This window comes from Elusimicrobiota bacterium (assembly GCA_041660925.1).
Lineage (GTDB): Bacteria > Elusimicrobiota > Elusimicrobia > UBA1565 > UBA1565 > JBAZUV01.
On sequence record JBAZVI010000004.1, the window covers coordinates 210080 to 232075 of the forward strand.

A 21996-nucleotide genomic window follows, 5' to 3' on the forward strand; every position below is an offset into this window, starting at 1 on the left:
ATGACCCCTACTAAGGAAGAGACCGCCGGTCGGGAACCCGCCGGCAAGCCCGTAGCCGAGATCGACGCGGTCACCATCCGCTTCGCGGGAGACTCCGGCGACGGCGTCCAGCTCACGGGCAGCCAGTTCACCTCCGCGACCGCCTCGGCCGGCAACGACCTCAGCACCCTTCCCGACTACCCGGCCGAGATCCGCGCCCCCGCGGGCAGCCTCCCCGGGGTCAGCGGCTTCCAGATCCAATTCTCCTCGCGCGAGGTGCTCACCCCCGGCGACCGGCCGCAGGTCCTCGTGGCCTTCAACCCCGCGGCGCTCAAGGTCAACATCAAGGAGCTCGAGCCCGGCGGGACCATCATCGCCAACCTCGACGCCTTCAAGGAGGCCAATCTCAAGAAGGCGGGCTACGAGAAGAACCCCCTCGAGGACGGCAGCCTCTCCGCCTACCGCGTCATCCCCATCGAGATGACGACGCTCACCGAGCGCGCCCTCGCGGGCCTCGACCTCCCCCGCGCCCAGAGCGAGCGCTGCAAGAACATCTTCGCGCTCGGCATCATGTACTGGCTCTACGAGCGCCCGCTGGAGCCGACGCGCGCCTGGATCAAGAGCAAGTTCAAGAAGAACGCCGTCATCGTCGAGGCCAACCTGCGCGCCCTCGAGGCCGGCCACGCCTACGCCGAGACCACGGAGATCTTCGAGCACCACTTCCGGGTGCGCAAGGCGCCCATCCGCCCCGGCCGCTACCGCAACGTGACCGGCAACGAGGCCGTCGCCCTCGCGCTCGTCGCGGCCGCCAAGCGGGCCGGCCGCGAGCTCTTCTACGGCTCCTACCCCATCACCCCCGCCTCGGAGGTCCTGCAGTTCCTCTCCGGCTACAAGGCCCAGCGCATCAAGGTGTTCCAGGCCGAGGACGAGATCGCCGCGGTCTGCTCGACGATCGGCGCCTCCTTCGCCGGCGCCCTCGCGGCCACCGGAACCAGCGGCCCCGGCCTCGCCCTCAAGAGCGAGGCGATGGGCCTGGCCGTGATGACCGAGCTCCCCCTCGTCATCGTGAACGTCCAGCGCGGCGGCCCCTCGACCGGCCTGCCGACGAAGACCGAGCAGTCGGACCTCTTCCAGTGCATGTTCGGGCGCAACGGCGAGTCGCCCTGCGTCGTGCTCGCCGCCGCGACCCCCTCGGACTGCTTCGACATGACCGTCGAGGCGGCCCGTCTCGCGGTCAAATACATGACGCCCGTCGTCCTCCTCTCCGACGGCTACCTGGCCAACGGCTCCGAGCCCTGGCGCATCCCCGCCCTCAAGGACCTCCCGGCCTTCGAGACGCCCCCGGAGTTCGACGCCGCGAACTTCGCCCCCTACCGCCGCGACCCCAAGACGCTCTCGCGGCCCTGGGTCTCCCCGGGAAGGGCCGGCTACGAGCACCGCATCGGCGGCCTCGAGAAGCAGGACGTCACGGGCGCGGTCAGCTACGACCCCGACAACCACGAGCACATGACCCGCCAGCGCGCCGAGAAGATCGCCCGCGTCGCCTCCGAGATCCCGCCGACGAAGGTCGTCGGCAAGGACTCCGGGAAGCTGCTCGTCGTCGGCTGGGGCTCGACCTACGGGGCGATCGCCGCGGCGGTCCAGGACCTGCAGAACGCCGGCGAGAGCGTCTCCTTCGTCCACCTGCGCCACATCCACCCGCTCCCCTCGGACCTCGCGGGGATCCTCAAGCGCTTCGAGCGGGTCCTGGTCCCCGAGATGAACCTCGGCCAGCTCCAGTTCGTCCTGCGCGCGAACTACCTCGTCCCCGCCGAGGGCCTGCACAAGATGAAGGGCCAGCCGTTCAGCGTGCGCGAGCTGCGCGAGGGCATCCTCGCCGCGCTCAGGAAGGGTTGAGCCATGGCCGACACTCCGACGAAGAAGCCCCTCACCCGCGCGGACTTCGCCTCCAACCAGTCCGTCCGCTGGTGCCCCGGCTGCGGAGACTTCGCGATCCTGGCCCAGGTGCAGAAGACGATGGCCGCCGTCGGCGTCGCCCGCGAGAACACCGTGTTCGTCTCGGGGATCGGCTGCTCGAGCCGCTTCCCCTACTACATGAACACCTACGGCTTCCACACCATCCACGGCCGGGCCCCCGCGATCGCCACCGGGGTCAAGCTCGCGAACCCGGACCTCACCGTCTGGGTCGTGACCGGCGACGGCGACGGACTCGCCATCGGCGGGAACCACCTCAACCACACCATCCGCCGCAACCTCGACCTCAAGATCCTGCTCTTCAACAACCGCATCTACGGTCTCACCAAGGGCCAGTACTCGCCGACCTCGGAGAAGGGCAAGGTCACGAAGTCCTCCCCCCACGGGACCATCGAGCCCCCGGTCAACGCCCTGCGCTTCGCGCTCGCGGCCGAGGCGACCTTCGTGGCCCGCGCGGTGGACAACGACATCGCGGGCATGGGCGCGGTCCTGGAGCGCGCCGCGCGCCACAAGGGCATCTCCTTCGTCGAGCTCTACCAGAACTGCGTGGTCTTCAACGACGGCGCCTATGAGCTCTTCGAGAGCAGCGCGGTCCGCGAGGACAACGTCCTGCGCCTCGAGCAGGGCAAGCCCCTGATCTACGGGAAGAACAAGGACCGCGGCATCCGGCTCAAGAACGGACGCGCCGAGGTCGTCTCCTTCGAGCCCGGCAAGCCCCCGGCCGACCTGCTCGTCCACGACGAGAAGGCCCCGGCCGACTACCAGTACATGCTGACCCAGCTCGAGCCCCCGGACTTCCCCGCCCCGGTCGGCGTCTTCCGCGCGGTCTCCGCCCCGACCTACGAGGACCTCATGGAGGGCCAGTTCAAGGCCGCCGCCAAGCCCGGCGGAGAGGACGTGGAGAAGCTGCTGGCCGGGAATGAGACTTGGACCATCGACTGAACGCCCTTCCTCACTGTCCTCCCCTACGGAGACCGGACTAAGGGTTCCTTATGCGTCCGCTCGCGGCACTATAGGCCGGGGTGCCGCCGAGGGCAAGGTGGGGGCGAATACATAAACGAACCGCCCGGGAGCGTTGCTCCCGGGCGGTTCGTTTTAAGGGATTCCCCCTCCCCCTGTCCCCCTCCCGCAGGAAGGGGAGTTAAGGAAAAACTACCCCTTAAGATAAAACTGCAGGGTCGTCCCGCCGACTTCGATGATATCTCCGTCCTTGAGGGGGACCTGGCCGGAGACGCTCTGGCCGTTGACCGAGGGATAGCCGTCCTTGACGGCCACGAGCACGTAGCCCTCGGGCTTGCGGTGTATGGAGGCGGCGACCTCGGGGGCGGAGCCGAAGAGGCCCCCGCCCTTGATGGGGATCTGGACCCGGTCGGACTTCCCGATGTAGGTGGACATCCCCTTGAGCTCGTACTCGGCCTCTCCGACGGCCCCCTTGAGCACGCGCAGGGCGCCGAGGCGGCCCGACGGGACCGCTCCGCCCTCGGCGGTCGCTTTGGCCATGTCCTCCTGCGCCTTAGGCGAGAGCACGACCGTCGAGTCCGGCGCGGCCGCCTCGGCCGCGGGAGGCGCATCCGCGGCGGCGCGCTCGTCGACGAAGACGAGCGCGTGCTTGGCGACGCCGACGACGTCCTTGTCGTGCAGCCCGGCCTTCATGACGCGCTTCTCGTTGACGAAGGTGCCGTTGGTGGAGTCCAGGTCCTCGACGTAGAAGGTGTCCCCGACGAGGAGGATGCGGCAGTGGTGGCCGCTGACCGCGGGGTTGTCGATGACGACGTCGTTGTCGGCCTTGCGCCCGACGGTGATCGTCGTCTTATCGACCGCGATCTCCTTGATCACGGCCGCGTTGAACTTCAGAAGGAGTTTCGGCATCCGTGCCTCTCAGACTCCGAAGATCCGGCTCAGCCAGCCCCGCAGACCCCGCGGATGCTCCGGCACCCGCGCGACGACCGCGGTGACGTTGTCCACCCCGCCGGCGGCGCGGGCGGCCTCGATGAGCCGGCCGACGGCCTCCTCCGCGCAGGAGGAGGACGCGAGCGTCTCGGAGATCTCCGACTCGGGGACCATCTTGGTCAGCCCGTCGGAGCAGATGAGGAGCGAGTCCCCCTCGAGCAGCGGATGCTCGGAGAGGTCCACCTCGACGTCGGGCTCCGTGCCCACGGCCCGCGTCAGGATGTTCTGGATCGGGGACTTGTCGGCCTGCTCGCGCGTGATGAGCCCGCGGCGGACCTGGTCCTGGACCAGCGAGTGGTCCTCGGTGAGCTGCTGGAGCGACCCGCCCCGGCGAAGATAGAGGCGGCTGTCGCCGACGTGGGCGACCGCGAGCGAGCGCTCGTCGAGGAGCACGGCGACCACCGTGGTCCCCATCCCCTGGTCCTTCGGGAACGCGCGGGCCTTCTCGAAGATCATCGTGTTGGCGGTCTTGAGCAGGAACTCGAGCCGGCGCTCCCGCGCCGAGCGGTCGGGGTCGCCGCCCTCGGGGAGGACGTTCTTGCCCGCGAATTCGACGATGGTGTCGACCGCGGTGCGGCTGGCCACCTCGCCGGAGTTGTGCCCGCCCATGCCGTCGCAGACCACGAGCAGGCCGAGTCCCGGCTCGACGGCGAAGCAGTCCTCGTTGCGCTCGCGCACGCAGCCGGGGTCGGTGGCGCCGGCGAGGTCGAGGCGGGGCTTCATGAGGGCTTCCCCGGCGGCTCGAGGCGGATGGTCGCGTCAGGTTCGAAGGTCCGGTCCGCGGGGTGCGGGGCCGCCTCGGGGGCCTCCTCCTCAGGGACGGGGGAGCCGTGCGGTTCGGCCGGGAGCGCGGAGGCGATCTCCGCCGGGGTCAGCGGCCGCGTGATCGACGAGGGCGCGGAGCCCGCGCCCGTGCGGGGGCCGAGCTCGATCTCCGGAGACGGCGCGGGAATCTCCTCGGCTCCTCCGAGCTTCCAGGCCGGAGCCGGGGGAGGCGGCGTCGAAAGGTCGGGCCGGGCCTCGATGGCGCCCGTGGCGCCGGGCTTGCCGGTCTCGAAGTGGAAGCCGTGGTCGATCCCCAGGCCCGCTTCCGCGGCGACGGGAGCCGTCGGCAGGGGCGTCGGCTTCTGGGCCGCGGGGTCGAAGGTGAAGGCCTCGAGCCCGGGTTTCGCGGCGGCCGGAGCCGTCTCGGCAGCAGGAGGAGGCTCCGTCGGCGCCTGCGCCGCAGGGTCGAAGGTGAAGGACTCGAGCCCCGGCTTGGCGGCCGCGGGTTCCGGCTCGAAGGAGATCGGCGCGGGCAGGGGCGAGCCGGGCCCTTCGGAGGGGTTCGGGGCCGGCTCCGCGGAGGGCGCGGGGACTTCGAAGGAGATCGTCGCATCCGACGGCGCGAGCTCGACGGGGGCGGGGACCTCGAAGGAAATCGTCGCTTCGGTCGGTGCGGGCGCCTGGACGGGCTCCGGAGCCGACTCGGCGGCCGGCGGCAGCTCGAAGGACGAGGTCGACTCCTCGGCGGCCGGCTCCGGAGGGAGGATGAGGGTGCTCGCCGCCTCCTGCGCGCTCGCGTCGGCGGACACCTCGACCGCGGGAGCCGGCGTTTCGACGACGGCCGGCTCGGAGGCCGGGGCCTCGGGAGCGGCGGCGGCGACGACGACGGGGGCGGCGGCCTCAGCCGGAGGGACGGCGATGCCCCCCCTCCCGGAACCCTCCCCCGCGGGGGGAGGCAATGAGGAAGAAGAGACCCCGATAGAATCATCCTGGCCCGACTTGATGAGCTCGATGCAGGCGCGCAGGTCGGCGGCGAGTTCGGCGCCCTTCTGGTAGCGCTCGTCGGCGCTCTTCTTGAGCGCCTTGTGGACGACGCGCGCGACGCAGCGCGGGAGCTTCGGGTCGATGGTGAGCGGCTCGGGCTCCGGGTCGTTGGCGATCTGGAAGAGGAGCGTGCCGATGCCCTCCCCGCCCTTGAAGGGCTTCTCGCCGAGGAGGAGCTCGAAGAGGGTGACGCCGAGACTGAAAAGGTCCGTGCGGCCGTCCACCTTGCGTCCGGCGATCTGCTCGGGGCTCATGTAGGAGGGCGTGCCCAGGACCGTCCCGGTCGCGGTCTTCGAGGAGGCCGTGATGCGGGCGATGCCGAAGTCGGCGACGCGCACGGAGCCGTCGTTGAGCAGCATGATGTTGGCCGGCTTGATGTCGCGGTGGACGATGCCCTGGGCGTGCGCGTAGTCGAGGCCGTCGGCGACCTTCGCGACGTAATCCATCGCGGTCAGCGGACCGAGGAGCTTGTCCTTCGCGCAGTAGCGGACGAGGTCGTGCCCGTCGAGGAGCTCCATGGCGATGTAGCAGACGTCCTGCTCCTCGCCGGCGTCGAAGATGCGCACGATGTTCGGGTGGTTCAGCGTCCCGGCCGACTCGGCTTCGCGGAAGAAGCGCTCCTTGATCGCCTTCGTCTCCTCGGGGCTCGAGCCTTCCTCGAGCATCAGGGTCTTGATGGCGACCTGGCGGTTGATCTTGGGGTCCTTGCCGAGGTAGACGATGCCCATCGCGCCGCGGCCGAGCTCCTTGAGGATCTCGTAGCGGCCGAGCATCGGCTTCGAGGCGCCGCCCGTGATCATCACGGTCCCCTCGCCGCCCTTCTGGCCGACGCCGCCGAACACCGCGCCCTCGGCGGCCGCGCCGAGCACCTTGATCTTGTCCGGGATGTCCTTGTACTTGGGGTCCGCGCCCGCGACGTGCTTGTAGACGTTGACCGCCTTCGCGTACTGGCGCTTGCGCTCGAAGTCGAGGCCGAGACCGTAGAGCGTCTCCTTCATGTGGTCGTCGAGCGGGCAGAGCCGGAACTTCTCGAAGGCGAGGTCGAGCATGCCCTGCCCCTGGAAGGAGAGGCCGAGCATCTTGTTGGTCTCGATGGCCGAGGCCTCGACGAGCTCCTTGCCCTTCTCGGTGAAGATGAAGCGCTTGGTCTGGATGACCAGGTAGCCGGCGACGAGCAGGAAGGCCGGGTAGACGACCTTCACCCACTCCCCGCGCTCGATGAAGAGCCAGCCGCCGGCGCCCATCACCGACGCCAGCAGCAGGGCGGTGACGGTGGCCCCGCCGAGCGCGCGCAGGCGCGGCAGGCCGAACATGATGAAGAGACCGCAGAAGGCGATGAGCCCGAGCTCGACGCGCGCCGCCCACTCGGGCCGGGTCAGGAAGCGCTGCTTGAGGACGTTGTCGATGACGTTGGCGATGAACTCGACCGGCGGCAGGGCCTGGGCGACGGGGGTGACGTAGAGGGTCGCGACCCCTGAGGCGGAGGGCCCGAGCAGGACGATCTTGTCCTTGAAGACGTCCATCGAGACCTTGCCGTTGAGGACCTCGTGGAAGGAGTAGTAGCGGAAGGTGTGGTCCGGGCCGTTGAAGGTCACGAGCATCGACTGCGCCTCATCGAGCGGTATGCGCAGCTTGCCGAGGGTCACGTCGCTGCCGGGGGAGACGACGACGTCCTCGGCCTTCAAGCCGAGGTAGCGCGCCGTCAGCGCCAGCGCGTAGGAGGGCAGATAGGCGTCGCCGTACTTGACCGCCGGCACCTCGCGGCGGACCGTGCCGTCGAGGTCGGGGTAGATGTTCACGTGCCCGACGCCGGCGCTGGCCTGCATGAACGACGGGATCGGGAAGACCGGCTTGGAGGCCTCCACCGGCGGCGGCAGCCCGGCGTCGGCGCGGGCGACGCGCGCCATGAGCGTCGAGCTCGAAAGCTCTGGCGGCAGCGGGTCGGGCTTCGCCCCGAGGGTCCCGCCGCCGGCGAAGGACATGGGCAGGAGGACGTTCCCGGAGGCGCTCAGAGAGGCGAGCAGGCGCGAGTCGGTGTCGAGCCGCACGGCGACGGAGGAGAACTCGTTGGCGAAGTCCACGCCGCCCTTCTGCACGATGCGCCGCGAGCCCAGCAGCTCGCCGTAGCGGACCCGCAGGGACTCGATCTCGGAGATGGCGGGGTTGACCTCCGGCTCGCTGTAGAGGATGTCGAGGCCGACGACCTTCGGCTTCGCGGTTGCGAGGAGGTCGAGCATCTCCGCGATGCGCGTGCGCGCCCAGGGCCAGCGCCCGATGCGGGCGATGGAGTCGTCGTCGATGGCGACGATGACGATGTCGGCGGGGGTCTCGAGCGACTGACGGAACTTGGCCCGCATGTCGAAGCCCTTGAGCTCCAAGCCCTCGAGCAGGGGGAAGGAGCCCGGCAGGACATAGGAGCCGGCCGTGAAGGCGACGATGAGGAGCCCGAGAAGGGCGTCTACGAGCCAGGTTTTCTTCTTCATCCGTCCGTCCGGGACCCGAAGAGTTTAACGGAACCCCCCGTTTGTGTCAATGGCGATTTTACTCCTTATATAGTTTTGCCGCTCCCCCCCTGATTTTGTAGGCTTGGGCCCATGCGAAACCTCTGCCTGGTCCTGCTCCTGACGGCTCTCCCCGCCGCGGCCGCCGCGGCCCCGGCCGCTCCCGCGCAGGAGGAGGTCCGCCCGGCCGCCCTTCCCGAGCGCATCCTGGAGGGCTCCTACCGCGCGAAGGTCTCCGGCATCCTCTGCGAGGGCTGCAAGCGGGCGATCCTGCGCGAACTGCGGGTCATCAAGGAGCTCTCCGACGCCTCCTTCGACCTCGACGACCCGGTGCTGCGCTTCACGGTGGCGAAAGGGAAGGTCCTGAAGACGCGCCGCATCGAGCGCGCCCTGCGCAAAGCGAGCGAGGTCATCGACCTCGACACCCGCTTCGTCATCACCTCTTTTCAGGAGGAGTGATTCCTTAACTCCCCTTCCTACTCCGACACCCTCCCTCGAGAGGGAGGGGAGCGCCACAAAAGAAGAGGCCCGCGATAAGCGGGCCTCTTCTTCATGTTCTCCCCCCTCCTTCGCCTCCCCTTGAAGGGGGAGGAGGGGCGGATCCCCTATCGGGACGCGTACGCCGAGGGCTCTCCGTCGTCGAAGTCGACCGTGATCGTCAAGGTCTTGCAGCAGACCTGGCATTCCTGAGTGAGCGTGATGCCTTCCTCCGACGGGATGACCTTCACCTCGAAGTTCTCGTCGCAGTAGGGGCACTGGAGCTCGACCCACTTCGGCTCCGCGCGCGGCGTGGCTTCCTCGACGCGGAACTCGTCGGGGTTGAAGGGCTTGGACTCCTCCTCGGCCTCGGCGACGGGAGCGCCCTTCTTCGCGGGAACGCTCTTCGGCTTGGACTTTGCGGCGGGCTTCTTCGTGGTCTTCTTCATTTCGGTCACCGTTGAATATATAGACTTTGGTTCCGCGTTCGTCAAGACCTACGCCGCCGCACTCAGCCCGCCCCGACTGATAGTCGGTGCCGGGGAGTGCGGTCCCCTCGCTCCGGAGAGGAAGAGCTCTTCCGACGTGTCCTCGCTCGGCGGCTCGCCAAGGTAGGGGAGGGGCCGGCGGCCCCTCCCCTGCGGGTCGGGCCGCTCGGGTGGGGTCCCGGTGGAGGGCTCTGCCCTCCCCCGTTTCGTCGGCGCCCTCGGCCAGCTCGACCGAGGTTCCGCTCGGTCGAGGGCCACGAGGGCTGAACCCCCACCCGCAGAGGAGCGCGGCGCCCATTCCCGAGGCGCCGCAGCTTCAAACTGCTAGAATCCGAACGGGCCGTTAGCTCAGCGGTAGAGCGCCTGCCTTACACGCAGGATGTCGCAGGTTCGAATCCTGCACGGCCCACCCTTCGCAGCCGGCGCCATCCCGGCCCGATTGATAATCGGGCCCGGGGGCGCCGGTTCCCTCGGCGCACAGAGGTATCAACATTAGCGTGGGTGCGCCTCGGCTGCTCGCCACAGGAGGGGGGCCTCCCCCCTCCTATGGCGCGTCCGCACGCGTACAGTCGGTCGTGCGGCGCTGTAACCTCCCCCGAAGCGGAGCGGCGACGATGTCGCCGCTCCAAATAATTTTCCTCTTGCGAAAAGGGAGACGAGAGTCTACACTTGCGGTATGGCTGGAAAGAAGAAGGCGGCCGCTCCGTCGAGCAAACGGGCCAAGCAGCCCGAGAAGAAGTCCGCGGCGACGAACGCCGACCCCGAGTGGGACCATCTCGAGGAACGCTTCAGCACGCTCAGCACGGACTTCAACCAGCTCGCCGAGATGATGGACCGCGACAAGGAAGAGGAGCCGGAGCGCTAGGGGCGCGCTCGTCCCCTTCCGGGACTGACCGGAAGGGGATGTGCTATAATCACGACTCGTCGTAGGGGTCGTGGTGTAGCCTGGCCTAACACGCTGCCCTGTCAAGGCAGAGACCGCGGGTTCAAATCCCGTCGACCCCGCCAGTTTTCTGGCGATAACCCGGCGCAATTTCTCTAGGAATAACAAGGGAAATTGCGCCGGTGTTTTTTTGTAACGGACTGCACATCACGGCGGGATTCGAACTTCTCGACGGAGAGCGATTCTAATTTCCTCGTCGAGAACGCTGACCGCGTTCGGAACAACCAGCGATTCGCACACCCACCGCGCCAGCTACTCGACCTTGGTCTTGAATTAGGATTTCGCCCCCGCCGTCTTAGGGGACGACGAGATTCGAAATTTGCGCCGCTTGCGCGACTCCCGTTCGGCGTGGCCTAAAATCTGCATCAGCTCCCGAAGCCGCGACACCACGTCGTCGGCCCCATCGACGATCTCGACCTCGCATTCATCGGGGCCGGTTTGCCACATGACTCTTTCGCCGTTGGTGATGCGGCGAAACTTAACGGGGATTGACAGGGTGATTCTCAGAGCCTTCCGTGGATTCGATTGTCGCTCCGATTCCGCGGGCATCGTTTGTCCTCTTGTCAACAAGTACAGGGACACGATAGCTTTGCCCGCCTGCATGAGCAAGGCCCACTAGCGCAACTCGCGCAGGGCGGATACAATGGGGGCATGATGTCTGCTCGTTTCTTAACCCCAATCGTGGTCGCGGGCCTAGGGGGGCTATTGGGGAGTGTGGGGCTGGTTTCAATAGCGCGCATCTCGCAGGCCGTAGAACCCGAGGCGCTCAAAACCTCAAGTTCTCAGAACAGTCCGATGATCCAAGAACTGGGGCTGAGAACACCGGAAGCTCGGAAAAGCGCATTGGTGAAGTATATCGATGTGCTCACAGGAGCGGACATTGAACATGACGGCATCGAAGATCTGGACCGTGCTCAGACGTTTGTCTATCTTAATTGGATACTGGGAGATTCACCGGCAAGCGAAATCACCGAATATCGGAAGATGGTTGCACATTCTTTTCTAGCATTCCTGAGGCAACACGACGATGCGAAAGTCCGGGATATGGTGGCGCGTTACATGCGAGGCAACAATCCTGCTGAGGCCGCATCATATAAGAGCAGCTTAGTGCGACACCTCGGGGAATGCATGGAGCCAAACGATGCATTGCGAGAGGAAGCCCTCACCGTGCTTGCCAAAATGGCCAAATCAGACAAGGATGACATTGTCCGAACTGCAGCCCGGGAGGCGATGACTCGACTTGGAGCCGAGGAGTCTCCGACTCCGACCGCCCAAGCAAGAGAATCAATGGAGACTACACGAGCGTCGGCCTTGCCGTTGTCTGACCTCCTGAAAATGGCAGCAGCGAAGAGCCCCGATGACGAACGAGAAAAAGCTTATCTCATGTTCGATGAGAGCTCCATCTCAGACGATAACGATGTGAAAGCACTCTATGAAGGCATAGCAGCCATACCGAGTATGCGCGATGACAAACATAGCGAACGGCGAATGCGAATTATTCGGCACCTCGCAGCGCAACTGACGAAATGCCAGAGGCCGGAACAACATGCAATCCTGAAGGAATTGCTGGAAAGGGAAGATCGGGACATCCCGAAGGGATATCTCGGACCGTGGGGGGTCAAATCGGAAGAGGAACTTAGCAGGGAGTCGGTTCGCTACGAGCGGCTGAGCGCAATCATGAACGCGGTCGGCCATGGGAAGAACGAGCTTGCATTACCGACTTTGCGAAAAATGCGAGGAAAGGGCGGCCAAGCTCAAAAGATGGCAGAAACGGCTATTGGTCGAATCGGCAAAGACGATGACCTAGATGCCTTCATCCGGGAAATCAAATCCGATCCGAATTCAAACATTGACCTAATTGAATTTGGACGAAAGTCTTTCGACAGAATCCTGCGAGAGATTGACGATTCCTCCGTACCTGCTGCGGAGAAGCGTCGAATTGCAGCGCGACTTCCTAGCGCTGTGAGAAAAGAAGATCTTCCAACGATAACGAAACTGCTCAAGAATGAAAACCCAGATATCGTAGACATTGTCACGGGAATAGTTGGCCGAAGCGTAACAGCGGACGATGACGTGATAATCAGAGACATGCTGAAAAGCCCTCAAAGGATGATTAGGGGGCCTGCCCTGCTAGCCATTGATCGCCTTTGGGACAAGAAGTATCTGCCCGATGTTTTGACCACGCTAAAAAAGGGCGCTACTCCCTGGGAAAGATCCTGTGCCGCAAGAATCCTTGGCTCGCACAAAGTCGTTGAATCCGAGCAGGCGCTTCAAGACGCGGCAAGAAATGACCCCACGGAGAGCGTCAGGGAGTCGGCTTCATTTGCTTATCAGTCTCTAACGAAATGACCTGACCCCGGAAATCCGGCCAGTGTTCAGAGAATCCCCGTGCGTGAAGGCCCCTCCCCGACCTGACTCCGTCTCTTACGTAGCCAGTACATCCTCGCCCTCACATTTGCCCCCACGTCTTTCCCCCGACACGCCGCACTGGCCCTTCGCTTGACCTCGCGCACGAGCCCCTTCATTGTCCGGCCGCCCTCCAGCAGCAGGGCATCAATGATCGGGGCCAGCGGCCGCTTGCGATCCTCCAGGGTCGACCGAGTAGACTCCTTGTAAGGGGCCGGCCGGAGCTCAAGGCTGGACGGCCTCTCTTTCAACGGCTTGAGCGGATAGGTCGCTGGGACGAAGAATCGGTTATCCGTTTGGAGGCTTTGCAGCACCCTGCTCTCCCCTTCCCGCCCCAGGAGACGAACAGGTAGTCCAGTAGCCGTAATATAATCCTGGCCAGCCTTTGACTTTTTCATGCCCTATCCTTTACGATGAGTCCCATCGTCCTCTAAGACGACGGGATTCTAAATTTTCACACATGAACTACCTCAAATTTGGGGGGAAGGGCAAGCCCCAATCTCCGCGATGACCTTCTCACCATCGGCAATTCTGCCCCACGCGTAGGGCCAGGCCAACGACAAAGGCGGGATATATTGCGTATTTCCTGGCACCGGAACAAAAGGACGAATTAGACCGATAAGATTTCGCCCTCGCCGTCGCCGCCAGTTTTCTGGCGAATGTATAACCGCTGTTCCCTGCTCAGCGGGCAAAGTGGTTATGTTTGAATCCCGTGGGTGGAAACACCGACGGGATTTCAAACTTTTAGGCAAAAAAGCCACCTTCAAGTCGAGGAATCTCGGCAAATCCGCGATGGGCAGTTCATGCAGTTCGGCGGTGATCCGGTCCTTGTAGACCCGCACCTGCTTGAACAAGAGGCGCATCATCCGCGCCTGCATTTCTGGCGGCAGGCGATAAATGAAACGGGCGAAGCGCTGCAGGGTCGCCTGGATTACGTCGGCGTCATAGACGGCCTTCTTCTGGAAGCCAATCTTGGCGTCCAGCTCCCCCAAACGAGCCTCGAGGGTAGCCTTCGCCGCCTCGATATCCCGTAGCTCCTTCTTGGCCGACTCGATACCATCCGTCCCTCCCGCCAGGGTCAAGAGGTAGCGGACCTTTTGCTCCAGGGTCGCGAGTTGGCCATGGATCTCCCGCTTTTCGTTCTCCAATGGCCCGACCTGTTGGCGCGTGGCCTCCCGAACCTTCTCTACTACCCGTTCCAGAAGCGGCCGGTCGTATCCTACGGCGGCCAGCCTCTCAATCAGATTCTCCTCGACCTTCCTGGCATTGATCGTCCCCACGGCGCACCTGGCGGGGAGGCCGTTCACCTTGCCGATGCACTTGTAGTAGAGATAGACCTTCTCCTTTTTGGGCTGGACGAAACTCACCATGGCGCTGTCGCATTCGCCGCACCGGATCAGCCCCTTGAACAAGAACCCATGCTTATTGCGACCCTCGATGGGGGCGCGCTCCCGCACGTTGTGTGATTTGAGGAGGCGCTGCGCGGTCTCGAATACCTGCGGGTCCACCATGGGCTTATGCTGGCCAGGGAACTCCAGACCTGTCCGGTCGTTCGTGACGAACCCGATGTAGACCTTTCGCTGCAGGATGCGGATGATGGCGTCAGGATCGAACGGTTTGCCCCCGAAGGTCTCCCCCTTCTCGGTCGTGTAGACCTTCCGCCGATAGCCCCTGCGGTTGATCTCGTCGGCCACGCGAAAGGTGGACTGCCGCTCGATGTAAAGCTCAAATATGCGGCGGACGAGCTGGGCCTCCTCTTCGTTGACCACCAGAAGCTTGTCCTTGAGGTCGTAGCCCAAGGGTGCCAGGCCGCCGCACCACAGGCCCTTCTTGGCGCGGGCCAGGTGGAAGTCTTTGGAGCGCTCCACATCAAGCTCGCGGGAGTACTGGGCGAACTGCATGAGTATCGACACCATGAGCCTCCCCTGAGGGCTCTTGGTGTCGATGGACTCCGTGGCCGATACGAAGGCAACATTATGCTTCTCGAACAGTTCTAGGAGGAAGTCGAAATCCTTCCGGTTGCGCGTGAGGCGGTCAATCTTGTAGACGATGACCCCGTTGACCCGCCCCTGCTCCACGGCCCGAAGCAGGCGCTTCATGGATGGCCGCTTGAGGTCCTTACCGGACTCGTTGGGGTCCTCGAACTTCTCCGGGCACTCCACCCAGCCCTTCTCTTTCTGGATCTGGATGTAGCTGCGGCAGCACCCGGTCTGGGCGTCGAGAGAGGTAACCTCCCCCATGAGGTTCTCGTCATTACTCTTGCGGGCGTATATGGCAATGACGACGGGCTTCTTATCGTCCACCGCTCCGTTGTTTTCGACCATGCCTACCTCCCGGCCCCCATTGAAGGAGTACCTTCTATCCCGCCTGGAATCAAGTCATTTCCTGCCTCATTCTCCGACGAAGAATCTGCCCCGGATTCAGCCAAACGCACGACCCCATCGGCCATGACCCAGGCCAGGGCATCCAGGCGAACAGCCGGCGTCAGCTCCTGAGGGTCGAGATTGCCGACAGGTCCCCTGATCTTCATGCCGGATCGTCCCATCCCAGCCGCCGGCCGCACTTGGCACAGAGGACGGCGTTGAGCTTATTGGGGCCTCCGCAGCGCCAGCAGTTGCGCGTGGTTTTAGGAAACCCATCGGAGTCCGTGTCCACGAAATCGTCCATGTAGGTGATGCGGGGCTCCGTGCGCTGGGCCTCGACGCCCTGGAGCGCGATCCAGAGGGCGTCCAGCACGTCATCGGTGGCCGCGTGCGGGAACTGGAGAAGCTCCTCCTCCAATTGCTCGACCCAGCCCCCAACCTCGCGCCTGGGCAGGCGAATAGCCCCGCTCTCGAACAAGGGGGCCAATCCCCTCAAGCGGGCGTGTTTGTCTCCTTGGGTATTGACAGGGCGCAAAGGCAAAAGGCGCGTCTCAGGATCGGTGCGCAGGGTCTCGATGAAGACGCTTTGGTAACCGTTGGCCTCGACCGTGATGAGCCGCGGGTGGTGGAGCTTGTGGATTCTCTTGACGCTCTTGAGCTGCTCCGCGAACGGTATCCGGTCCCTGTAGGCGTTGGCCACGAACACCGTCCCATCCCGGTCCAGGGCGATGGTGACCACGGCGAAGCGGGAGTTCCCCTCGGAGCGCCCTATGGCCAGATCCACGCCCGAGAACATGGTGGACCGGTCAGGGAGCTGCTCGTAGCGGCCCTGGTCGAGCCAGTGTTGAGGTTCAGCGCCTAGTGGAATATTTGGCTGTTTGAAATCGTTGCGGTTCTAAGGGCGTTCGTAAGCCGCTAAAATGGAGAGGCTTATGAACGAGAAAGAGAAGCCGGAGCAGAACGCCGAAGACTTCGTTAAGGGCGTCAAACGCCGCACGCGGAAGAAGTTCACCGCCGAAGAGAAGATCCGCATCGTCCTGGAAGGGATGAAGCGGGACATCTCGGTGGCCGAACTGTGTAGGCGCGAAGGGATCCCGTCAGCCGCCTATTACAGTTGGACGAAGGACTTCATGGAAGGCGGCAAGGCCCAGCTACAGAGGGACGCCCGCCGCCATGCCGACGGCAGCGCGGTCGACCAGCTCAAGAAGGAGAACGCCGTTCTGCGCGAGCTGGTGGCCGACAAAGAGATCACCATCCGTATCTTTAAAAAAAGTCTCGGCGGGGAGGGCACTTGAAGTTGTCCCCGCCCGAGAAGGCAAAGCTGGTCGAGGAGATCTCGCGAGAGCCCGATCGGCTGAAGCGGCTGCGGGAGCTGGGGATTGCATCCTCGACCTACTACGGCTGGAAGCGGCGCTACGCGGCGCGAGGTCCGGAGGCGTTCGTCGTACGGGCCAGCGCGCCCAAACGCGTCTGGAACCGCCTGAGCGTGGCCGAGCGCGAGCTGATCGAGAACGAGGCACGCAAGCACACGGAGCTCAGCCCGCGGCTGCTGGCCGTGATGCTGACGGAGCAGCACGGCGTGGCGGTGGGCGAGACGACGGTCTACCGCGTCCTGAAGGCCAAGGGGCTGGTTCGGCAGAGGCCGATGGACCAGCGGCCGGCGGCGAAGGTGTGGAAGAAGCCGACGCAGGCGGTCGACGAGATCTGGCAGCTGGATGCGACGAACTTCTTCATCCCGGAGTTCGGTTACTACAAGGGCATCCCGGTGCTCGACGACCATTCGCGCAAGCTGCTGGCCTGTCCGGTGAAGCCGGACGAGAGTTCGCAGTCGGCCTCGGACGCTATGGAGATGGCCCTGGAGACGGCGCAGGGCGAGGGCCACGTCATCGAGACGCGGCCGACCCTGCTGACGGTGTTGAGGTTCAGCGCCTAGTGGAATATTTGGCTGTTTGAAATCGTTGCGGTTCTAAGGGCGTTCGTAAGCCGCTAAAATGGAGAGGCTTATGAACGAGAAAGAGAAGCCGGAGCAGAACGCCGAAGACTTCGTTAAGGGCGTCAAACGCCGCACGCGGAAGAAGTTCACCGCCGAAGAGAAGATCCGCATCGTCCTGGAAGGGATGAAGCGGGACATCTCGGTGGCCGAACTGTGTAGGCGCGAAGGGATCCCGTCAGCCGCCTATTACAGTTGGACGAAGGACTTCATGGAAGGCGGCAAGGCCCAGCTACAGAGGGACGCCCGCCGCCATGCCGACGGCAGCGCGGTCGACCAGCTCAAGAAGGAGAACGCCGTTCTGCGCGAGCTGGTGGCCGACAAAGAGATCACCATCCGTATCTTTAAAAAAAGTCTCGGCGGGGAGGGCACTTGAAGTTGTCCCCGCCCGAGAAGGCAAAGCTGGTCGAGGAGATCTCGCGAGAGCCCGATCGGCTGAAGCGGCTGCGGGAGCTGGGGATTGCATCCTCGACCTACTACGGCTGGAAGCGGCGCTACGCGGCGCGAGGTCCGGAGGCGTTCGTCGTACGGGCCAGCGCGCCCAAACGCGTCTGGAACCGCCTGAGCGTGGCCGAGCGCGAGCTGATCGAGAACGAGGCACGCAAGCACACGGAGCTCAGCCCGCGGCTGCTGGCCGTGATGCTGACGGAGCAGCACGGCGTGGCGGTGGGCGAGACGACGGTCTACCGCGTCCTGAAGGCCAAGGGGCTGGTTCGGCAGAGGCCGATGGACCAGCGGCCGGCGGCGAAGGTGTGGAAGAAGCCGACGCAGGCGGTCGACGAGATCTGGCAGCTGGATGCGACGAACTTCTTCATCCCGGAGTTCGGTTACTACAAGGGCATCCCGGTGCTCGACGACCATTCGCGCAAGCTGCTGGCCTGTCCGGTGAAGCCGGACGAGAGTTCGCAGTCGGCCTCGGACGCTATGGAGATGGCCCTGGAGACGGCGCAGGGCGAGGGCCACGTCATCGAGACGCGGCCGACCCTGCTGACGGACAATGGAGCGGGGTTCGCAGGCGAGGTGATGAGCAAGTACCTGAAAGCTCGAGGCGTGAAGCACATCTTCGGAGCGCCTTATCACCCGCAGACGCAGGGCAAGGTGGAGCGGTTCAACCGGACGCTCAAGGAGAAGGTCAACCTGTGGGTTTACGGGACGCCCGAGGATCTGCAGACGGCCATCGACAAGATGGTCGAGGTCTACAACGAGACGCCGCACGAAGCGTTGAAGAACGTGAGCCCGAACGACGTCTACGCGGGCAGGAAGGACGAGGTGCTGGAGCGGCGGGCCAAAATCAGGCTAGAGACGCTGGCCCGGCGTTATGCGTACAATATGGGACGGACGCCCGAACCGCAAAGAGTTTCAAGTGGTGAATATTCCCGAAATCGCTGAAGACGTACACTTTCTACCACCCTCAAATGGCTCTCTCAGAATTGCAGCAACTCCTCCAGAATAACCCCAAAGCCGGTGAGATTCTATCCGACCTCGCCAAGAGCATGCCCCCAAGCTTCCCCATCCGGGTCAAGGTTGAAACCGCTGCAGTGGAATTAGGCCAGAAACCTGGCGAGCCCAAATAGACTCCCTGAGCTACTGAATTTATTCCGTCCAAATGCCATCTTCCGAGCCCTTCCCAGGGAAAGAAGCGGCATATCGTTTATTCCGCCCAGGAGAAGGCCACGCGGTGAGTTCTATCTTTTACACAGACTGGGCCGAGTTTTTGGAATAAACCGGAGGCGCTGGAAAGCCCCTCCGGTTCTTCTTTTCTGTGCGGCAGAGATGAGACCTGCGTCGTGGCCTGTTGTCTAGAACATATCCCGCAGTTCGAACCGAACTATTCGTCGGTCGTCGCGCTCATCACTAAGGACATACAGACGGCCGTTGCCATCTAACCGGATGCGATTGACCCAACCCCCGATGTGCTTGGCAAGACTGAACTCTTTGACGAAGGCTCCATCCGGCTGAAACTTCAGGAGCGCCTTATTCGCCTCATCATAGACATAAATGTTGTTCTGCGCATCCAGGGCGATATCCCTGGGACTCCAGAACTGCTTTCCGGAGGCCTTCCCACTAATGAGCGTCTTCGTCTCGCCGTCAGACGAAATGGTCTTGATCTCAGGGATATCCGACATCGTCCCATACAGTCGACCTTCCCGGTCCACCGACATGAACCGAACCGAGAAGAGTCGGCTACCATACTTCCCTTTCAGGGGAGTGATTTGCTTGGTCTGAGCATCGAAGAAGAAGACACCCTCTGGATGGGAGTAGGCGTATATCCCTCCCTGATTATCAAAGGCGAAGGACGCGATATATTGATTCGACTCCCTCGCTGGAAACTCGACAACCAAACGACTGTTTTCCCCCTCGTATTGCCAGATACCCTTCCCATCGCAAAAGAACACGTTCCCCTGTCGATTCTTCGCCAATCGGACGAAATCTCGCAAACTGGACTTAGCCTGGAAACGCGAGAGGATCCGCCCAGACCGGTCCGCTTTGATCACATACTGCGCGACAACCATGTAAATTTCATTGCCCGACACTTCGATATCCAGGATATTGCTGTTGGATATGTTGGGAAGGCTCATGGTCGGAATACGGATTCGACTCACCGCGCTGGTCTTGCTGTCGAATACAGTGACGACGTCGCCCCCCTGAGCGCCGTAACCGACGACATAGACGTTCCCTTTCTCATCAACCGCCCCGCTTGTCGGCTCGGTGACGCTCTCATCCTCAAAACTCCTGATGAATTCGCCACCCTTCCCGAACTTGAGGATACGCCGGCTGCCTCGATCGATGACGTACAGATTATCTTCCTTGTCCGAGAACATATGGACGATGTGGCTGAAACTTCCCTCGGCCAGCTTCGGAGGCCTCATCGGGATGAGTTGTCCTTTCGAGTCTACCCGGAAAACGTTACCCTTCACTGGCTGAGTAAAGACCAAGTCCCCGCGTCGATTCCCGACCATGCGCCCCTTAGAGTTCCCCCATTCCCGGCAGGAGGGCACTGTGATGTTGCGCACCAGAGCACCCTGATAGTCGAATCCCCGAAGACTCTCCCAGTACAACACCCAGAACATCTCTGCATCCGTCCAAATCGCCTGCGGGAATTGTTCGCTGTGCGAGATTCCCCCCACGCCATTGTGGAGTTCCGACTTCAGCTCGAAGTTCTTGAACTGATTCACCAACTCCCCGAGAACAGCCCCTCCATTGCTCAATACGATGAGCTTGCTATAGGACTCCAGAAACAGCTTCGCGGCGTTCCGATACATCGCATGCGGAATCTCGGTGATCCCATTGTCGGGGAGGGATTTCAGGAACTTCCCATTGGAATCATGCCGATCGAACCGGGGCTGAGCCCCACTCGGGCTCGGGCGCCCATCAGGCCCTTTCCTATCGAGTAATCGGAGAAGGAGAATGCTGCCGTCATCCAGGACATCAAAATCGAAGATTCCACGTCGGAATGTCTTCTCGATATCCTGAATCACGGTCACCGGTACGACGGACTTGCCGGCCTCGAATGCGGCATCCGGCGGCAGGCGCCCAAGCGCACTAAGCTCTTTCCAGAGTTCGTTCGCCTTGGCTTGTTGACCCAGCTTCTGCCAATAGAGCCTCGCCAGACTCGATTTTGCCTCAACAACCTCATCCTGCAACTCCGGAAAGGTCTTAACGACCCCGGCATACTCTTTGGCTGCAGCCTCATAGGATTCATTACTCATCAGGATGCCGGCTGCACGGAGCTGCGCTTGCGCGCAGATCTTCCTTTCCTTCGGGAATCTGGCTGGGCATTGCCTAAGAGCAATGATGTCGCGGTCAGAGGCAATCTTCCAGAATTCGACCGAATCCGGAGCAGGCAGTTTTCTGCCCCGCGTCTCAGGCTGAGGTCCGCAAGGTTTCAGGCCGGCCGCCATCTTGTCGTACTCTCTCAAGCCCTGCCGCAGTCGGCCTTGTTTGTCGGACAGCGACTCTTGTTCGACTATTCCTTTCGCCTCCGGGTCTCCGGTAGCCGCCCAGAGAAGCAACAGCCCCTGTCGATCCCGTGTCTTGGGATCTTCCCACATCCGACGGAACTCCGCGGAATCCTCTGCGGAAAGCGGGAATGACCTTTGCTTCAGATTCCGGCAATCGCCTCGGTTGAACTCGATGTTCGTATGCGTCTTCACTGCAAAATTCACAAGAGGGTCCAGCATGCCGGGAGTTTGAGCCGCGCTCCAGCCGAGCATGGTTTGGGTCGTGATCCATTGGCTCAACTTCCACTGGCCGTTCTCTTTCAGGAAGGAAAAGGTCATGGGCGGCAGATAGCCCTTGGCAAGTAGAGCCATCACGATGGTGACTTCGGCGTACTTGTCGTTCCATATCCTCTCTTCCAGCACATGCGTCGCCTCAGGGATTCCGTACTTTCCCACATCGAGGACCGTTTGGAAGGCGAACAGCTCCCGCATATCGTTGCTCAACGGCTTACCTTGCTTCTCCTCCAGGTACTTCTTGGTCTCAAGCAGTCGCTTCTCAACCTGGGGATTATAGAGGGCATCGAACACTTCGATATCTGTCCGACTGAGGCAGCTGAACCACAGATGAGCATCCATGGTCTTTGCGGCTCGAATCAGTGTTTCCATTGTCGACTTGGGTGTCTGAAAGCCGCGCGCGTGAACGTCCATGCCAAGCAGCACCAACAGGAAGGGGACGGCAAGAAAGCTAGTCCGTCTCATCTGTCCTCCACGCATACTGAGCTAAGGAGAAAGAGGCGTGACACTATCGATTTGATAGACACTCTCAGCTCCATAAGGATTTGCCACTCTCACCGTGGCGCGTACCGAGACAATCTTCAAGCCGGAATCCCACATGACATTCAGCTTCTTCGCGAAGGGCAGTTCCTCCCCAGCGTCCAACATGATTTCATGCTTATCCCAGACGGCGCCGTCAGTAGACTGAATAGGAACCCCGTCGACCAGAATCGAGACGACGACCCTCTGGGTGTTGCCCATGATATCCAGCGGAAAGACTTGGACATTCACGACCTTGGGGCTGGCTGGCACCGATTCCGACCTAGTGGCAGACTGGGACTGGATCTCACCCTTAGGACGCGCTTCTGGGATGGGCTGCTGACGATGTTGAGGCCGCCCGC

Annotated in this window: 18 protein-coding genes and 2 tRNA genes; 11 read left to right on the forward strand and 9 right to left on the reverse strand. The window is 63.0% G+C overall.

What is annotated here, in order from left to right:
• Together WC969_07380 and WC969_07385 are read left to right on the forward strand one after the other, a co-directional pair.
• Positions 1-1875, forward strand: a complete 1875-nt coding sequence (locus WC969_07380; protein ID MFA6029658.1) for a 2-oxoacid:acceptor oxidoreductase subunit alpha — start codon at positions 1-3, stop codon at positions 1873-1875.
• 3 nt (positions 1876-1878) lie between these two features.
• Positions 1879-2895 carry a 2-oxoacid:ferredoxin oxidoreductase subunit beta gene (locus WC969_07385; GenBank protein ID MFA6029659.1) on the forward strand — a complete coding sequence of 339 codons (1017 nt, stop codon included), beginning with the start codon at positions 1879-1881 and terminating at the stop codon, positions 2893-2895.
• A 210-nt stretch (positions 2896-3105) separates the two neighbouring features.
• Here WC969_07385 and WC969_07390 read toward each other — a convergent pair whose 3' ends face one another.
• The 3 genes from WC969_07390 to WC969_07400 are packed head-to-tail and all read right to left on the reverse strand — an operon-like array spanning position 3106 to position 8195.
• The gene (locus tag WC969_07390) at positions 3106-3822 is read right to left on the reverse strand and encodes an FHA domain-containing protein (protein MFA6029660.1); all 717 of its coding nucleotides are present in this window, start codon (positions 3820-3822) and stop codon (positions 3106-3108) included.
• A gap of 9 nt (positions 3823-3831) precedes the next feature.
• Positions 3832-4626: a Stp1/IreP family PP2C-type Ser/Thr phosphatase gene (locus tag WC969_07395; GenBank protein ID MFA6029661.1), complete on the reverse strand. Its 795-nt coding sequence runs from the start codon at positions 4624-4626 to the stop codon at positions 3832-3834.
• Complete coding sequence (locus tag WC969_07400; GenBank protein ID MFA6029662.1) at positions 4623-8195, reverse strand: CHASE2 domain-containing protein; 3573 nt, start codon at positions 8193-8195, stop codon at positions 4623-4625. The genes WC969_07395 and WC969_07400 overlap by 4 nt, the downstream gene beginning before the upstream one ends.
• Before the next feature lie 111 nt (positions 8196-8306).
• Between WC969_07400 and WC969_07405 the strand changes: the two genes are divergently transcribed.
• A complete protein-coding gene (locus tag WC969_07405; protein MFA6029663.1) occupies positions 8307-8672 on the forward strand; it encodes a hypothetical protein in 366 nt (121 codons plus the stop codon).
• 146 nt (positions 8673-8818) lie between these two features.
• On the opposite strand, the gene WC969_07410 is transcribed toward WC969_07405, so the two are convergent.
• Positions 8819-9139 (reverse strand): CPXCG motif-containing cysteine-rich protein, encoded by a 321-nt coding sequence (locus WC969_07410; GenBank protein ID MFA6029664.1) that lies wholly within the window; start codon positions 9137-9139, stop codon positions 8819-8821.
• A 376-nt stretch (positions 9140-9515) separates the two neighbouring features.
• Between WC969_07410 and WC969_07415 the strand changes: the two genes are divergently transcribed.
• From WC969_07415 to WC969_07425, 3 genes are all read left to right on the forward strand, one after another.
• Positions 9516-9587 (forward strand) — tRNA-Val (locus WC969_07415).
• Positions 9588-9854: 267 nt separating this feature from the next.
• The gene (locus WC969_07420) at positions 9855-10043 is read left to right on the forward strand and encodes a hypothetical protein (GenBank protein ID MFA6029665.1); all 189 of its coding nucleotides are present in this window, start codon (positions 9855-9857) and stop codon (positions 10041-10043) included.
• 64 nt (positions 10044-10107) lie between these two features.
• Positions 10108-10186 (forward strand) — tRNA-Asp (locus WC969_07425).
• Positions 10187-10394: 208 nt separating this feature from the next.
• Here WC969_07425 and WC969_07430 read toward each other — a convergent pair.
• Positions 10395-10670, reverse strand: a complete 276-nt coding sequence (locus WC969_07430; GenBank protein MFA6029666.1) for a hypothetical protein — start codon at positions 10668-10670, stop codon at positions 10395-10397.
• 102 nt (positions 10671-10772) lie between these two features.
• Between WC969_07430 and WC969_07435 the strand changes: the two genes are divergently transcribed.
• On the forward strand, positions 10773-12470 hold the full coding sequence (locus WC969_07435; protein ID MFA6029667.1) for a hypothetical protein: 1698 nt from the start codon (positions 10773-10775) through the stop codon (positions 12468-12470).
• Between the two features lie 527 nt (positions 12471-12997).
• Here WC969_07435 and WC969_07440 read toward each other — a convergent pair.
• Together WC969_07440 and terL are read right to left on the reverse strand one after the other, a co-directional pair.
• Positions 12998-14851: a recombinase family protein gene (locus tag WC969_07440; protein ID MFA6029668.1), complete on the reverse strand. Its 1854-nt coding sequence runs from the start codon at positions 14849-14851 to the stop codon at positions 12998-13000.
• A gap of 202 nt (positions 14852-15053) precedes the next feature.
• Positions 15054-15674, reverse strand: coding sequence for a phage terminase large subunit (gene terL / locus WC969_07445; protein MFA6029669.1), 621 nt, complete (start codon positions 15672-15674; stop codon positions 15054-15056).
• Between the two features lie 148 nt (positions 15675-15822).
• Here terL and WC969_07450 point away from each other — a divergent pair, with 148 nt between their 5' ends.
• From WC969_07450 to WC969_07465, 4 genes are all read left to right on the forward strand, one after another.
• Positions 15823-16185 (forward strand): transposase, encoded by a 363-nt coding sequence (locus WC969_07450; protein ID MFA6029670.1) that lies wholly within the window; start codon positions 15823-15825, stop codon positions 16183-16185.
• A complete protein-coding gene (locus WC969_07455) occupies positions 16182-16823 on the forward strand; it encodes a helix-turn-helix domain-containing protein (GenBank protein MFA6029671.1) in 642 nt (213 codons plus the stop codon). Before WC969_07450 ends, WC969_07455 begins: the two co-directional genes overlap by 4 nt.
• Positions 16824-16893: 70 nt before the next feature.
• Positions 16894-17256, forward strand: coding sequence for a transposase (locus WC969_07460; GenBank protein MFA6029672.1), 363 nt, complete (start codon positions 16894-16896; stop codon positions 17254-17256).
• Positions 17253-18269, forward strand: coding sequence for a DDE-type integrase/transposase/recombinase (locus WC969_07465; protein MFA6029673.1), 1017 nt, complete (start codon positions 17253-17255; stop codon positions 18267-18269). Before WC969_07460 ends, WC969_07465 begins: the two co-directional genes overlap by 4 nt.
• 410 nt (positions 18270-18679) lie before the next feature.
• On the opposite strand, the gene WC969_07470 is transcribed toward WC969_07465, so the two are convergent.
• Together WC969_07470 and WC969_07475 are read right to left on the reverse strand one after the other, a co-directional pair.
• A complete protein-coding gene (locus WC969_07470) occupies positions 18680-21580 on the reverse strand; it encodes a hypothetical protein (GenBank protein MFA6029674.1) in 2901 nt (966 codons plus the stop codon).
• Between the two features lie 21 nt (positions 21581-21601).
• Entirely contained in the window at positions 21602-21856 is a 255-nt protein-coding gene (locus WC969_07475; GenBank protein MFA6029675.1) for a hypothetical protein, read from the reverse strand.
• Between the last annotated feature and the right edge of the window lie 140 nt (positions 21857-21996).

Coding starts and splice junctions, on each gene's coding strand:
- WC969_07405 (MFA6029663.1), top strand. CDS start 8,307: ATGCGAAACCTCTGCCTGGTCCTGCTCCTGACGGCTCTCCCCGCCGCG.
- WC969_07440 (MFA6029668.1), bottom strand. CDS start 14,851: ATGGTCGAAAACAACGGAGCGGTGGACGATAAGAAGCCCGTCGTCATT.
- WC969_07400 (MFA6029662.1), bottom strand. CDS start 8,195: ATGAAGAAGAAAACCTGGCTCGTAGACGCCCTTCTCGGGCTCCTCATC.
- WC969_07410 (MFA6029664.1), bottom strand. CDS start 9,139: ATGAAGAAGACCACGAAGAAGCCCGCCGCAAAGTCCAAGCCGAAGAGC.
- WC969_07395 (MFA6029661.1), bottom strand. CDS start 4,626: ATGAAGCCCCGCCTCGACCTCGCCGGCGCCACCGACCCCGGCTGCGTG.
- WC969_07435 (MFA6029667.1), top strand. CDS start 10,773: ATGATGTCTGCTCGTTTCTTAACCCCAATCGTGGTCGCGGGCCTAGGG.
- WC969_07460 (MFA6029672.1), top strand. CDS start 16,894: ATGAACGAGAAAGAGAAGCCGGAGCAGAACGCCGAAGACTTCGTTAAG.
- WC969_07450 (MFA6029670.1), top strand. CDS start 15,823: ATGAACGAGAAAGAGAAGCCGGAGCAGAACGCCGAAGACTTCGTTAAG.
- WC969_07430 (MFA6029666.1), bottom strand. CDS start 10,670: ATGCCCGCGGAATCGGAGCGACAATCGAATCCACGGAAGGCTCTGAGA.
- WC969_07420 (MFA6029665.1), top strand. CDS start 9,855: ATGGCTGGAAAGAAGAAGGCGGCCGCTCCGTCGAGCAAACGGGCCAAG.
- WC969_07385 (MFA6029659.1), top strand. CDS start 1,879: ATGGCCGACACTCCGACGAAGAAGCCCCTCACCCGCGCGGACTTCGCC.
- WC969_07475 (MFA6029675.1), bottom strand. CDS start 21,856: ATGGGCAACACCCAGAGGGTCGTCGTCTCGATTCTGGTCGACGGGGTT.
- WC969_07390 (MFA6029660.1), bottom strand. CDS start 3,822: ATGCCGAAACTCCTTCTGAAGTTCAACGCGGCCGTGATCAAGGAGATC.
- WC969_07380 (MFA6029658.1), top strand. CDS start 1: ATGACCCCTACTAAGGAAGAGACCGCCGGTCGGGAACCCGCCGGCAAG.
- WC969_07470 (MFA6029674.1), bottom strand. CDS start 21,580: ATGAGACGGACTAGCTTTCTTGCCGTCCCCTTCCTGTTGGTGCTGCTT.